Raw genomic sequence first — 12,646 nt, forward strand, 5'->3', positions numbered from 1 at the left:
GGGCGGCATGGGCCGCCCTCGTTTGTCGTTTAGCTGCCGCGGCGCTTGGGTTCGCTGCGATGCAAAAAGGTGGTCAAGGTATCGCGCGGCGGCGTGATGCCACATTGCACCAGAATTCGCCCGACAGCCCCCCTGTGATAACCGCCGTGGGTCACCAGATGCAGCAGCATCTCCTCGCGGCTCATCTGCCCCTTGTCTCCGTCCACGAAGTTGAATGAGAGCACGGCCTCGCCATCTGCTTGGCTAAGGCTCGCAACATAATCCAGATACCAGGCATCCAGCGTGCCGATGGCACTGTGCAACTCAGACAGGGTCGGCGTCTCCGGGGTATTGGTAGCACCGAAGCCGTGGGGCTCTCCCAGCAGATTGCCCTTGAAGATGGCATCGACCACATGGATATGGTTGAAGATGCGAAGGGCATTGTGATGCGCCTCGGGAGCTTGCTGCGGGTCCAGGGTGGCGAGGGCATCCAGCAGTTCGCCATCGGCCCAGGCCTTGTAGCGAAACAGAGAGTGAAGGGTCGAGGTGCTCATGATCTTCCTTGATGGGGTATCGCGTGAAGCGCTCATCTTAGCCAGCCACCGGTGGCTTGGGAATATCAGCCCCCGAAGCCTGGCTCAGAGTTTCGCCTGTTTTCCCTTGCAGATCAGGGTGCTGTGAAGCATCTCCCATCCGGGGTCTTGCCTGGTTCGCCAAGGGTCTGGGACGTGTTACCTTGCAGCCCTGGTCCCCTACTATCAGACAACTAGGCAAGGAGTTCCCATGCGCATTGCCCTCGTAGGTCTTGGCGATATCGCCCAGAAGGCCTATCTGCCGCTGCTCGCGAGCGACGAGCGAGTCACCCCGCTGCTCTGCACCCGCAGCCCGGAGGTACTCGGCAAATTAGCCCGCCAATACCGAATCCCCGAGTGCTTTACCGAAGTGGATGCGCTGCTCGCGAGTCGCCCGGACGCCGTGATGATCCACGCCGCCACAGCTGTGCACTTCGCGCTGGCCCGCCAGTGCCTGCAAGCGGGTATCCCCACCTTCGTCGACAAGCCGCTCTGCTTTGATTACGCCGAGGTGGAGGCGCTCGCCAATCTCGCCATTGTGCAGGATTGCCCGCTGTTTGTGGGCTTCAACCGCCGCTACCTGCCCGCCATGAGCGCCGCCCGTATAGATAATCAGCCGCTTACCGAGATCCATTGGCAGAAACACAGACACGCCCTGCCTGGGCTGCCACGCCAGTTTCTGTTCGACGACTGTATCCATGTGCTCGACAGCCTCTGCTTCTATGGCGGCGCACCGGATGGGGATCTCCATGCTGTGCTGCGGCGCAGCAGTCAGCAGCACGAGCTGTTGGCCGGGGTGAGCGTCGCCTGGTTGAGCGGACAGACGGCGGTGAGCGGCAGCATGAATCGCAGCGCCGGCATCACCGAGGAGCGCATCGACGCCTATGGCGACAACCTCTCCCTGCATATCGAGAACTGCACCCGTGGCATCCTTGCGCGAGACAAAACCCTGCAGACCCTGGCACCGGATGACTGGCAGCCGGTGCTGGCCCAACGGGGTTTCGTGGCTATGCTCGCGCACTGGTATAGGCAGATTGAGGCGGGCCGCGCCGATGGGGCGTTGATCGAGAGTTATCTGCAGAGCCATCACTTGGCGGAGCGGCTGGTGACCCTGGCGGGGGAGTGAGCCCCGTCTTGGCTCTACCGTGCTGGTTACTGTGGGCCGAATGGCGAAGGAATGGTCAGAGCACTGTATAGGATGACGGATCCCTGCGCAGTCGGCAGGGGAGGGGGCCCGCCGTGCGAGCCAAGCGCCGGCTTGTTTGCTATCTTGGCGGCAGTCACAGCGTCAAGCACAGCAGCGAGTCTATGAGCATTATTTTGGGCATCCATCCGGGCTCCCGGATCACCGGCGATGGCGGCGTGAGCCGCTTCCCGCCGAGTCAGGCGGAGCAGGCATGAGCATTATTCTGGGGATAGACCCAGGTTCGCGGATCACCGGCTATGGCGTCATCCGCATCGTCTCCGGCAAGGCGGAGTATCTGGGCTCGGGCTGTATCCGCACCGACCTGGGTGAGCTGCCGTCACGCTTGAAGCAGGTGTACGACGGGGTGAGCGAGATCATCACCCAGTTCAAGCCGGACGAGTTCGCCATCGAGCGGGTATTTATGGCCCGCAACGCGGATTCGGCCCTCAAGCTCGGTCAGGCTCGCGGCAGCGCCATCGTCGCGGCGGTCAACGCCCTGCTGCCGGTCAGCGAATACTCGGCGACCCAGATCAAGCAGGCGGTGGTGGGCACGGGCGGCGCCGCCAAGGAGCAGGTGCAGCACATGGTGACCCATCTGCTCAAGCTCTCGGCGACTCCCCAGGCGGATGCGGCGGATGCCCTCGGGGTGGCACTCTGCCACTTCCATACCCAGCAGAGCCTGATCCGGATGGCGGGACGGGCGACGGGGTCGGTTCGCGGCCGCTACCGCTAAGCCCGACGTCGCGGGAGGGGCTGCCTTCCCGTGGCGTCGTCCAAGCCCCATCCCTCCATAGAGTCACTATCTGTCGCACCCCGTCCAGAATCTCTTTGCGAACAAGGGCTTGGATTGGCGGTATTCATCTCAATTAATCAATCACTTGTGACTCGCGTCACGTTTTTTGAGCGCTCAGGTTCCCTTCGACTTCCCATTCTCCGCTCCCATAATGGTGCCCCTGCTGAAAAGCAGTGTCCGTATGAGCCTGTGCTCATGTCCTGTCATCATCGGAGATTTGTGAAGTGAAACCTTTTGCAGCTGAGTTTATGGGCACCTTCTGGCTGGTGCTGGGGGGCTGCGGCAGCGCCGTGCTGGCCGCCGCCTTCCCGAACGTGGGGATTGGTCTGCTGGGCGTGGCCCTGGCCTTCGGCCTGACCGTGCTGACCATGGCCTATGCCATCGGCCATATTTCAGGTTGCCACCTGAACCCGGCCGTCACCGTCGGTCTGTGGGCCGGTGGCCGCTTCCCGGCCTCCAACGTGCTGCCCTACATCGTCTCCCAGGTGCTGGGCGGTATCGCGGCGGCGGCCGTGCTCTATGTGATCGCGAGCGGCCAGGCCGGTTTCGATTTGAGCGCCGGTTTTGCCTCCAACGGCTACGGTGAGCACTCCCCAGGTGGTTACAGCCTGCTGGCGGCCCTGGTGTGTGAAGTGGTGATGACCGGCTTCTTCCTGTTCGTCATCATGGGCGCCACCGACAGCCGTGCTCCCGCCGGTTTTGCCCCCATCGCCATCGGCCTGTGCCTGACCCTGATCCACCTCATCAGCATCCCGGTGACCAACACTTCGGCCAACCCGGCGCGCAGCACAGGGGTTGCCCTCTTTGTCGGCGACTGGGCCATCGGCCAGCTGTGGTTGTTCTGGGTGGCTCCGATTGTCGGTGGCATTCTGGGTGCTTTGGCCTATCGCGTGGTCGCCACGAAGGAATAAGCCGTTGCGCAGTCAACGTGTGCTATCGACACGCCCTCGGGCGTGTTTTGTTTTTTCTGGGGCAGTGAAAACAAGATCGCGGGCAGGCCGTGACAGACCACGGAGAGCACAGACGGTACGGGGCTGTCAGGGTGCCCGCTCATATAGACGCGGATCTTCCCAGGATGGGGGGGACGGCACCGTGCCTGATGAGGCTCTTACAGACCCCGAGCGCGCAGCATATCCCGGTAGCGCTGGTGCAGCAGCTTGACCCGCTCCACATAGGCGCGGGTCTCGGCGTAGGGGGGGATGCCACCGTGTTTTTGCACGGCGCCGGCGCCGGCGTTGTAGGCGGCGGTGGCCAGGGCGACGTTGCCGTCGTACTGCTTGAGCAGGCCCGCCAGGTATTTTACCCCGCCGAAGATGTTCTGCTCCGCCAGCAGGGCGTTGCCCACCCCGAGTTCGCGGGCGGTGGCCGGCATCAGCTGGGTCAGCCCCATGGCCCCCTTGCGGGACACGGCGAGGGGGTTGAAGGCGGATTCTGCGTGAATAAGCGCCCGGATCAGGGCCGGTTCCACGCTATACGCTTTGGCGGCGGCCTGTATGGTGCTGGCGTAGTCATAGAGGAAGAGGCCTGTGGTGCGCCAGTTGACCTTGGAAGCGGGATCGCAGGCGTAGCAGTCGTTGAACAGCAGCAGCTCGTAGTGGCCCTGATCCGGCATGATGTCGGAGTAGCGGATGACGCCGTTCTTCTGCACCGACTTGTAGACCTGGATCTGGCGTGAGGACGGTGTGGAAGCCTTGGCCACCTCGATGGAGGGCTCGGGCCTGGGGGCGGTAACGGGCGCCGCCTTGGCTTTTGTGGTGGGGGGGACTTGGATGGTGGCGGGCCGCTCCGCCGTCAGGATCACCACCTCGGCCGGCGCGGGTGCTTGGCTCCATGCGGATATTGATACGAGGGGAATGGCTCCCAGCAAGATCCATGCTTTCAACGGCTTGCTCCTTAAGCCTTGGACGCCCGTTGAGTAAAGCATCAGGGGCGGGGCAGAACAAGCCCGCCGTGTGCGCGGCGCGCGAAAAGCCAAAAGAAGAGGCCGCACTCTGGCGGCCTCGGGCAGGCACTGGCGGGCTTATTCCTGCAGCCAGAGGCGGGCGCTGCGGGCCGGTATGGCGACCCGTACCCACTGGCTCTGCACATTGATGACGGCATTTTGATCCAGCACGTCCCTGTAGTTTCGATACCAGTTCAGCTCGAACCTGGCGGTGTCGAGCCAGTACTCCTGCTCGTAGTCACACTTGTTGACCCCGACCAGCCCCTGCTTGCCACGCTTGAACAGCACGAAGCAGTCGCCGCTGCCGATGAGCTGCATGGGCTGACCCTGCACGGCGTTGTGGAAGCGGATCATCCCCTTGAGATCGCTGCGCAGGTAGTAGTCCTGCCAGCGCAGGCCGTCCTTGTCCTGGGTCTCGCCGTGATCCGAATAGACCAGGGGGGAGCCTCCATCCCGGCCGAGCAGATAGGCATAGGCCAGCTTCTCGTCGGTCTGGTTCAGGATCTGGTAGCGGAAACCGTCGTTGGTGGGGATGTCGTGGGTGATGGCAAAGGTGACCGCCCGGTTGCCCGGCAGGGCCTGACCGTAGGCGCCGGGATCCGCCAGCTGGTTCATGCTGCCGCCGTAGCCGAGCGCCCCGCGCAGGGAGGCGAACAGCGGGAAGTCATAGGCCCCCTGACCGCTGTTGTCGAGATAGGGCTTGAGGAAGCGCTCGTAATCCGTGCTGCCGGCGCCCCCCGTGGTGATGACCTCCCCAAACACGTGCATGCCTTGCTTGATCTCGGGGGTGAACACGGCGTTGATCTGGTAATCGCTCATGTGTTTGACTGCATCGACCCGAAAGCCCTTGATCCCCATCCCCTTGAGCGCCTTGAGATAGGCCTGCTGCTGGCTCACCACCCAGTTGTTGGGGTCGAGATCCGGCAGCCCCTTGTCGCCGGCACCGCCACACAGGCGCCAGTACTGGACATGGCCGGGATCGCTCCAGTCGGTGATGCAGCCCTCGGGGTGGAAGTCGGAGGCCGACAGCAAGTTCTGCCCCAGATCGCCGAACAGCTTCTGCCGCTCGAAGTAGGCGGGGTTGGCGGCATAGGTTTGCAACAGCTCGCTGCCGGGGTAGTTGAGGTCGCTGCGCTTCCAGCTCTCGTTGGCCATGTGGTTGAGCACCACATCCGCATAGACGGCGATGCCGCGGGCCTGCATGGCGGCGATGAGCTGCTCGAGATCCTGCTTGTTGCCCAGCGGGCTGTCGACGAGCCGTAGATCCTGGGGCTGGTAACGGGCCCACCACTCGTTGCCGGAGGACTTGAGAGGGGGCGAGATGAGTACCTGCTTGTAGCCCGCCCCCTTGATGAGGTCGGCCTTGGCGGTGACCTCGCTGTATTTCCAGTTGAAGGCGTGCAGTATGACGTCGGCTTGCGCCAGTGGGGCGATCAGCATGCCTGCGATCACCCAGATTCCCGCTGTGTTTTTCATTATTGTCTGTCCTTGATTGGGTGCCCGAATGGGCACCCAGAGCCTCCCATCACGACCGGGTGGCGGCAATCGCCTCATGGTCGTTTTGTGAGCAGAATCAAGGCGGACTCTCGGGAGTTGTGACGGCTTGCAAAAAACCGTCAGAGCCCCGGTACTACTGTGTTTACTGTCATTCTGGCGAGTTAATCCAGGCCATTGTTGTAGACCGGCTGCCAGGCGCAGAGTCGCTGCCCGTTGCGGCTGTTTTGCAGCCAGAAGCGGTTGCAGTTGTCGTCGTAGTTGCTGTTGCCCACGTTGATCCCGTAGCTGCTCAGGCGCTGCCCCTGCAGGGACTGGAAGACCCCGTTATAGAGCAGGGAGAAGTGCAGGTGCGGGCCGGTGGAGGAGCCCCCCTCGCACAGGGCATCGTTGCGGTTGCTGGCATAGGTGCCGATGGGGCTGTCTGCCGCCACGTAGTCGCCGCTGCGCACCGAAATGCCGCTCATGTGGTAGTAGTTGGTGGCCCAGCCATTGGGGGCGGTGATCCTGAGCTGGCAGCGGGAGAAGACGGTGACGGTGCCGCTGTTGGCGGCGGTCACCGTGTAGGTGGCGCCCCCCCAGCCCGGCCAGTCGTAGGAGACGTCGATGGAGGAGTAGGGGTAGCCGGAGCCGCTGTGGGAGTGGGCGCCGTTGACCTTCCAGCTGTAGCCCTGTCGCCAGGGCAGCTGGAACTGACCGGCTGCCAGCCGGGCGGGGGCAGCGGCAACCGATGTGCTGGCGCGGCTCAGGGCCTGGTCGCCAAACAGGGTCTGCCACTGCTCGCTGAGTTGCTGCCGCGCCTTCGAGTCGAGCAGGCTGGCGAGGGCGAGGCGATGAGCATCCCCAGGGGGGGGGGCGGGGGCGCTCAGCCTGCTCTGCTGCAGCCGGGTCCTGGCCTGATAGAAGCGATCCGAGAGCTGACGCGCCATCTGCTCCAGCTGTTCATCGAACCCCTTCCCCTCGACCAGCTTGGCGAAGGGGGCCGCCATGGCCGCTTTGGAGGGGGCCGAGACGAGCCGGCTGCTTGCCTCCATCAGGGCCAGCAGCAGTTGGGGGTTGAGGCTGGTGATGCCGCTCCAGTGCAAAATCACCTCCTCCTTGGGCAGCAAGTGAGGGGCCTGCTGCAACAGGAAGTCGTGCAGATCGAAGGCCATGGCCGCCTCGCCGTAGACGAAGTGGGCCTCGTCCAGCGGCACATCCGCCCTGTCTATCGTCCCGAGCTGTTGCTGGCTGAAGGCATGGGGGGCGAGGGGGGCGTGGATGTCGCCGGCCCAGGCGAGGGCGGGGAGCATCAACATCAGTAAGGGGGAGCGGGTCTTGAGCATGGCATTCTCCTTGTTGCTCGCGTTGAGGTGCGCCTTGGGAGCCCGAACGGCGGATGGCTGGCTCTGTTCAGGTCCATCCACTCACCCTAGGGGGAAATGCACGAAATGCTACCCAAGTGGAGCTTTATTTTGGGGCCAGGAGTGGCGGGAGATGTTAATGAATATTTACATCGATAGTTTCCCTTTTCAGATCAGCATCTTGTGATCTGGCTTATGGCATGCTGCCGTAAAGGGAGTAGGATCGGCAGGCCGTCGAGCCAACCGGATCCTGAGTCCGGCGGGCGGAGAGAAAGGGCCTGTGACCACAGGGCTATTGGCTTCTTTGTAAGTTAAAGGCGTGTTATCTTGTTGTTGCTCTGGTCTGATCTGTTGGCCGGAGCGGGACTGTGGATGGAAGGAGAGGGCCCGAGGGGCCAAGGGTGACATGGGTGTGATCAGCAAGCGAGCGATGGAGCTCAGCTTCGAAGAGTACTGTGATGCGGATCTTTCCCTCATCAGGGACTACTACGAGACGACATTTTCCCACTATGTGCCGGACCTGGCCGAGCGGATCTTCGTGGTGCGCGACGCTCACTGGCTGGTGGGGGCCGTGCGCCTGCGCGATGAGCAGGAGTACTACCACCTGTGCGGCTTCCGGCTGTTGCCCCACTACCAGTCGCTGGGGCTGGGTTCCCGTCTGCTGCAACTGGCCTGCTCGGATCTGCAGGACAAGCCGGTGATCTGCCATGCCCTGCCGTTCGAGAAGCCCTTCTACCTCAAGGCGGGCTTCGCCCACCTGCCTCTGCACGAGTTGGAGGGCCCCCTTCATACCCATTATCACCAGCAGCGCGAACAGGGTTACCAGATCGATCTGCTGGTGCGCCAGGCCATTCCCACTATCTACAACTGAGGGTCATGGGGTTTTGGTCAGCAGGTGGATCTTGCCCGGTGACAGCTCCAGCCCCAGCAGGTTGTCCTTGAGCCAGGCCTGATTGGGGTCCTTGTCGTCCAGCTTGTAGACGGGTTGGGTCTCCAGCCGTTTTTCCATACTCTGCAGCAGCATCCTCAGCATGAAGCCGAACTTCTGCTCCGCCGCCGCCGGCTCCAGCTTGTAGTCGATCAACTTCATGTTGTCGAGAAAGAGCGCGCTCTGGGCCTTGTCGTAGCGGGGCCTGGCCTCATAGGTCATGTTCAGCAGCGCATCGTATTCGGTGTTGTCCGGCAGGGCTATCTTCAGCTTGCCCTTGCCAAATACCCGGGCCGTGTCCGGCGCCTGGCGCCCTATCTGCACATCGCTCTGCTCGAGCTTGACATGCGCCTTGATGATGCCGGGCAGTTCCAGCTGTTTATCCACTTGCACCTGGGACTGCAGGTATTGATTTATTTGTTGCTCACTGATGTCATATGAGCCTTGACCCATGAGGGCCAGACTCAGCAGCATTGATTGCAGGATCATGCTAACGACCTGATAGAATGGGTTTGTTCTACAGCATACCATTCTGGCCCCGTGGGATCTGCCCACCGCCTTTGCTCATGACATCGAGGTCTCGCCTTGTTCGACGGTCTGGAATACGACATTCATCTGCTGTTCTCCCGCTTTCTCGGCTGGTTGCTGCTGTTCTTTCACACCGTGATCGTGGCCGGGGTGTCGCTGCGGGTGGTGATGAAGCGCCGCCCCATCGGCGTCTCCCTGGCCTGGCTCGCGCTCATCTACGCCATCCCCTTCGCCGGGGTCGGCTTCTATGTGTTGTTCGGGGAGATCAGGCTGGGCCGCAAGCGGGCCGAGCGGGCCCAGGCCATGTACCGCCCTTATGCCATTTGGATTCGTCAGCTAGCTCGCCTCTTCCCCCAGCACTGCTGCGAGGTGAGCAGCAAGGCGCGGCCGCTGCACGATCTCATCCAGGGACGGCTGGCCATGCCCATGCTCTCCGGCAACCGGATGACGCTGCTGCACAAGCCGGACGCCATCTTGCAGGAGATAGTGCACGACATCCTCGGCTCCTCCCAATCCTGCTACCTGGAGTTCTACATCTGGCAGCCCGGTGGGGATGCGGACGCCGTGTGCGAGGCCCTGAGCGAGGTGGCGCAGCGCGGCGTGGATTGTCGCGTCTTGCTCGACTCCGTCGGCAGCAAGGACTTCTTCCGCTCTCCTTGGCCGAAACGGCTGCGCAAGGCCGGGGTCAAGCTGGTGGAGGTGCTGCCGGTCGGCGCCTGGCGCATCCCGTTCCAGCGCCAGGACTTGCGCATGCACCGCAAGCTGGTGGTGATCGATGACAAGGTCGGCTACACCGGCTCCATGAACATGGTGGATCCCCGTTTCTTCAAACAGAATGCGGGGGTTGGCCAGTGGGTGGACATCATGATCCGGGTGCAGGGCCCAGTGGTGCCCCTGATGTGGTCCACCTTCGTCTCGGACTGGGAGATGGAAACCGGTGAGCGGCTGCTCGACAGCCTGCTGCACGAGCCAGAGGCCTGGCCCCAGACCGATTATCGCGCTCAGCTGATCCCGTCGGGCCCCTTCGTCGGTGGCGACTGTATCCAGCAGAGCCTGCTGCTGGCCATCTATCAGGCCCGGCATCATCTGGTACTGACCACCCCTTATTTCGTGCCGGACGATCCCCTGGCGGCGGCGCTCTCCTCCGCGGCGGCCCGTGGCGTGCTGGTCCAGCTGGTGTTGCCGGCGCGCAACGACTCCCTGATGGCCAACCATGCCTGCAACGCCTTCATGGAGGAGCTGCTCGAGGCGGGGGTCGAGATCTATCGCTACGACGCCGGCCTGCTGCACACCAAGAGCGTGCTGGTGGACGACGATTTCGCCCTGGTGGGAACGGTGAACCTCGACAGGCGCAGCCTCTGGCTCAACTTCGAGATCACCCTGCTCATCGACAATCCGGCCTTCGTGGCCGAGATGACTCATCTGGTGCAAGGCTATATGGAAGAGGCGACCCCCATGTCGCTCACCCAGTGGCGGGCCCGCCCCTGGTACAAGAAGCTGCTGGAGAATATCTTCTATCTGTTCAGCCCCTTGCTCTGAATCTGTGCCAGCAAATAATGGACGTTGGCCGGGAAGACCCTTGCCTCTTGCCCCGTCCGCCCCGTAGAGTGCGCCCATGCGCCTTTGGAGAATGAAATCGAGATGAAGAAGACAGTGGCCCTGGCCGTGGGTGCGGCAGTGGTGGCGGGTGGGCTGGGTGCCTGCTGGTATACCGGACAGACCTTCGATCGCATGCTGGCCGAGGAGATCGCCAAGGTGACCCAGGAGACCGGGATCGAGCTGAGCTGGATGCCAGCCAGCGAGAACCTGTTCACCCGTAACGGCGTGCTGAAAGTGGTGGTGACGCCGGAGGCACTGGCAACCCTCGACCCCCAGTTGGCGGGGAGCGAGCCCATCGAGATGCAGCTCAACTTCGATAACCGCATCTTGCCGCTCTACATCAAGAGCAACCTGCTGTTCGATACCGCCAAGGGGACCCTGGCCCCCGTCTTCACTGCCCTCGGCATGCAGCAGTGGCAACTGGGGGCGGAGTCTGCCAGCAGCCTGTGGACCATGAGCAACAGCAGCCGCTTCTGGATCGGAGACTTCAAGGTGAAGGAGGGGCTCAACGAGCTCAGCGTCCTGCCCCTCAATGGCACCTACAGCGGCGATCTGGAGGGCAATGGCCACATGACCTTCCAATGGCAGGGGATGACCTTCCACGAAGCCCAGAGCAAGATGGACATGGTGCTGGCGGATCTCAAGGGCAGCGCCGATGTGGCCGAGATCCAGGGGCTCTGGCTCTCCCCCCGCAGCGATGCGACCCTCTCCGCCTTCACGTTATCCATGCCGGAGAGCGTCAAGATCAGCCTGCAGGGGCTGACCACGGCGACTCAGATTGCCGGGGACGATGCCCAGACCCTGTCCAGCAACTATCAGATGCAGGTGGCGACCCTCAATCTGGAGAACGAGAGCGACAGTCTGGCATTGACCGAGGGCAAGCTGGATCTGGACTTGAAAGGCCTGGATCTGGAAGGGTATCAGGCGCTGCAGGCCGTGAGCGGGCAGCGGGTGGATGAGGCCGCCATCGAGCAGGCCCTCGACAAGCTGCTGCAGCGGGGGGCCACCCTGCAATTGACCGATCTCAGCGCCAAGCTGAACGGGGAACCCGTCACCGTGCAGGGGGAGGCCAAGTTGGCGTCGACCTCCTTGCAGCAACTGATGGAGAGCGAAGCGGGGATGCACGCCCTCTCCGGCCAGCTGCAGGCCAGACTCAGTGACAAGCTCGGCAAGGCCGTCCCGCAACTTGCACCCATGCTGACCCAGTTCACCGGCGTCGGCTATCTGAAGGCGGACAAGGCCAACCTGACCGCCGAACTCAGGCTCGACAAGGGGATGATGACCATCAACGGTCTACCGCTGCAGCAGTGAATCGCACCCTGACGAAAAAGGCTCCCTCGGGAGCCTTTTTGTTGCCTGGGGCAGGGCTTATGACTTGAACACCACCGTCTTGTTGCCGTAGACGAACACTCGCTCGTCCAGCACCAGTTCCAGCGCCCGGCTCAGCACGGATTTCTCCACGTCACGTCCCGCCTTGGCCATGTCGTCGGCACTGAAGGTGTGGCCGACGTGGATCACGTCCTGCTCTATGATGGGGCCTTCATCCAGATCGTCGGTGACGAAGTGGGCGGTGGCACCGATGAGCTTGACCCCCCGATCGAATGCCTGGCGATAGGGGCGGGCGCCGATGAAGGCGGGCAGGAAGGAGTGGTGGATGTTGATGATCTTGCGCGGATAGGCCTCGACGAAGCTCGGCGTCAGCACCCGCATGTATTTTGCCAGGATCACGTAGTCCGGCTGGTGGCCGTCGATGAGGGCCCGCACCTGCTCTTCGTGCTCGGTGCGGCTCAGATCGTCGTGGCTGACGGTGTGGAAGGGGATGCCAAACTTGCCCGTCAGCTCGGCCAGGGTGTCGTAGTTGCCGATGACCGCTACTATGTCCATGTCCAGGGCGCCGGCGTAGTTCTTCATCAGGATGTCGCCGAGGCAGTGGGTCTCCTTGGTCACCAGGATGACGATGCGCTTCTTGCCCGCCTTGACCAGACGGCGCTGGGCGCCTGCCGGCAGGGCATCGTCGAGATCCGCCAGCAGGGTCTCGTCGTTGAAGCGACCCTCCAGCTCGGTGCGCATGAAGAAGCGGCCGTTCTCGTGATCCACGAACTCATCGTTCTTGTTGATGTTGAGCTGATGCTTGTAGCAGATGTTGGTGATCTTGGCGATGAGCCCCTTGGCGTCGGGGCAGTCGGTCAGCAGTATTTTCTTTTCCATCTCTGTCATGATTCCGTTTGTGGTGTTGGCGCCCGAGTCTGCGCAGGCGGCACGTTTTTAGGCACAGTTTTTCT

General features: G+C 62.6%; 12 protein-coding genes. 6 read left to right on the forward strand and 6 right to left on the reverse strand.

What is annotated here, in order from left to right; genetic code table 11:
* Positions 1-29: 29 nt before the first annotated feature.
* A complete protein-coding gene (locus tag ACT5M9_RS17810) occupies positions 30-533 on the reverse strand; it encodes a DinB family protein (protein WP_457980001.1) in 504 nt (167 codons plus the stop codon).
* A 229-nt stretch (positions 534-762) separates the two neighbouring features.
* Here ACT5M9_RS17810 and ACT5M9_RS17815 point away from each other — a divergent pair, with 229 nt between their 5' ends.
* From ACT5M9_RS17815 to aqpZ, 3 genes are all read left to right on the forward strand, one after another.
* Positions 763-1,677, forward strand: a complete 915-nt coding sequence (locus tag ACT5M9_RS17815) for a Gfo/Idh/MocA family protein (protein WP_457979999.1) — start codon at positions 763-765, stop codon at positions 1,675-1,677.
* Positions 1,678-1,948: 271 nt separating this feature from the next.
* Positions 1,949-2,470, forward strand: a complete 522-nt coding sequence (gene ruvC, locus ACT5M9_RS17820; RefSeq protein WP_438550120.1) for a crossover junction endodeoxyribonuclease RuvC — start codon at positions 1,949-1,951, stop codon at positions 2,468-2,470.
* A gap of 284 nt (positions 2,471-2,754) precedes the next feature.
* The gene (aqpZ, locus tag ACT5M9_RS17825) at positions 2,755-3,441 is read left to right on the forward strand and encodes an aquaporin Z (RefSeq protein WP_457979998.1); all 687 of its coding nucleotides are present in this window, start codon (positions 2,755-2,757) and stop codon (positions 3,439-3,441) included.
* 197 nt (positions 3,442-3,638) lie between these two features.
* Here aqpZ and ACT5M9_RS17830 read toward each other — a convergent pair whose 3' ends face one another.
* From ACT5M9_RS17830 to ACT5M9_RS17840, 3 genes are all read right to left on the reverse strand, one after another.
* A complete protein-coding gene (locus ACT5M9_RS17830) occupies positions 3,639-4,400 on the reverse strand; it encodes a lytic transglycosylase domain-containing protein (protein WP_457980617.1) in 762 nt (253 codons plus the stop codon).
* A gap of 150 nt (positions 4,401-4,550) precedes the next feature.
* Positions 4,551-5,948: an alpha-amylase family protein gene (locus tag ACT5M9_RS17835; RefSeq protein ID WP_457979996.1), complete on the reverse strand. Its 1,398-nt coding sequence runs from the start codon at positions 5,946-5,948 to the stop codon at positions 4,551-4,553.
* 182 nt (positions 5,949-6,130) lie between these two features.
* Positions 6,131-7,291, reverse strand: coding sequence for a M23 family metallopeptidase (locus tag ACT5M9_RS17840; RefSeq protein ID WP_457979994.1), 1,161 nt, complete (start codon positions 7,289-7,291; stop codon positions 6,131-6,133).
* A 448-nt stretch (positions 7,292-7,739) separates the two neighbouring features.
* Here ACT5M9_RS17840 and ACT5M9_RS17845 point away from each other — a divergent pair, with 448 nt between their 5' ends.
* The gene (locus ACT5M9_RS17845; RefSeq protein ID WP_438550492.1) at positions 7,740-8,180 is read left to right on the forward strand and encodes a GNAT family N-acetyltransferase; all 441 of its coding nucleotides are present in this window, start codon (positions 7,740-7,742) and stop codon (positions 8,178-8,180) included.
* Between the two features lie 3 nt (positions 8,181-8,183).
* On the opposite strand, the gene ACT5M9_RS17850 is transcribed toward ACT5M9_RS17845, so the two are convergent.
* Positions 8,184-8,726, reverse strand: coding sequence for a YceB family lipoprotein (locus tag ACT5M9_RS17850; RefSeq protein ID WP_438550116.1), 543 nt, complete (start codon positions 8,724-8,726; stop codon positions 8,184-8,186).
* Positions 8,727-8,822: 96 nt separating this feature from the next.
* Here ACT5M9_RS17850 and cls point away from each other — a divergent pair, with 96 nt between their 5' ends.
* Together cls and ACT5M9_RS17860 are read left to right on the forward strand one after the other, a co-directional pair.
* Positions 8,823-10,304, forward strand: coding sequence for a cardiolipin synthase (gene cls, locus ACT5M9_RS17855; RefSeq protein ID WP_457979992.1), 1,482 nt, complete (start codon positions 8,823-8,825; stop codon positions 10,302-10,304).
* A gap of 102 nt (positions 10,305-10,406) precedes the next feature.
* Complete coding sequence (locus ACT5M9_RS17860; RefSeq protein ID WP_457979990.1) at positions 10,407-11,675, forward strand: DUF945 family protein; 1,269 nt, start codon at positions 10,407-10,409, stop codon at positions 11,673-11,675.
* 57 nt (positions 11,676-11,732) lie between these two features.
* Here the strand turns inward: ACT5M9_RS17860 and purU are convergent, their stop codons facing one another.
* The gene (purU, locus tag ACT5M9_RS17865; RefSeq protein WP_457979988.1) at positions 11,733-12,572 is read right to left on the reverse strand and encodes a formyltetrahydrofolate deformylase; all 840 of its coding nucleotides are present in this window, start codon (positions 12,570-12,572) and stop codon (positions 11,733-11,735) included.
* Between the last annotated feature and the right edge of the window lie 74 nt (positions 12,573-12,646).

It is taken from the genome of Aeromonas sp. AE23HZ002T15 (genome assembly GCF_054165525.2).

Bases quoted from the DNA above. Each gene is read 5' to 3' on its own strand.
- ACT5M9_RS17845 (WP_438550492.1), top strand. From the start codon at position 7,740: ATGGAGCTCAGCTTCGAAGAGTACTGTGATGCGGATCTTTCCCTCATC.
- ACT5M9_RS17840 (WP_457979994.1), bottom strand. From the start codon at position 7,291: ATGCTCAAGACCCGCTCCCCCTTACTGATGTTGATGCTCCCCGCCCTC.
- ACT5M9_RS17810 (WP_457980001.1), bottom strand. From the start codon at position 533: ATGAGCACCTCGACCCTTCACTCTCTGTTTCGCTACAAGGCCTGGGCC.
- ruvC (WP_438550120.1), top strand. From the start codon at position 1,949: ATGAGCATTATTCTGGGGATAGACCCAGGTTCGCGGATCACCGGCTAT.
- ACT5M9_RS17835 (WP_457979996.1), bottom strand. From the start codon at position 5,948: ATGAAAAACACAGCGGGAATCTGGGTGATCGCAGGCATGCTGATCGCC.
- ACT5M9_RS17860 (WP_457979990.1), top strand. From the start codon at position 10,407: ATGAAGAAGACAGTGGCCCTGGCCGTGGGTGCGGCAGTGGTGGCGGGT.
- ACT5M9_RS17815 (WP_457979999.1), top strand. From the start codon at position 763: ATGCGCATTGCCCTCGTAGGTCTTGGCGATATCGCCCAGAAGGCCTAT.
- purU (WP_457979988.1), bottom strand. From the start codon at position 12,572: ATGGAAAAGAAAATACTGCTGACCGACTGCCCCGACGCCAAGGGGCTC.
- ACT5M9_RS17850 (WP_438550116.1), bottom strand. From the start codon at position 8,726: ATGATCCTGCAATCAATGCTGCTGAGTCTGGCCCTCATGGGTCAAGGC.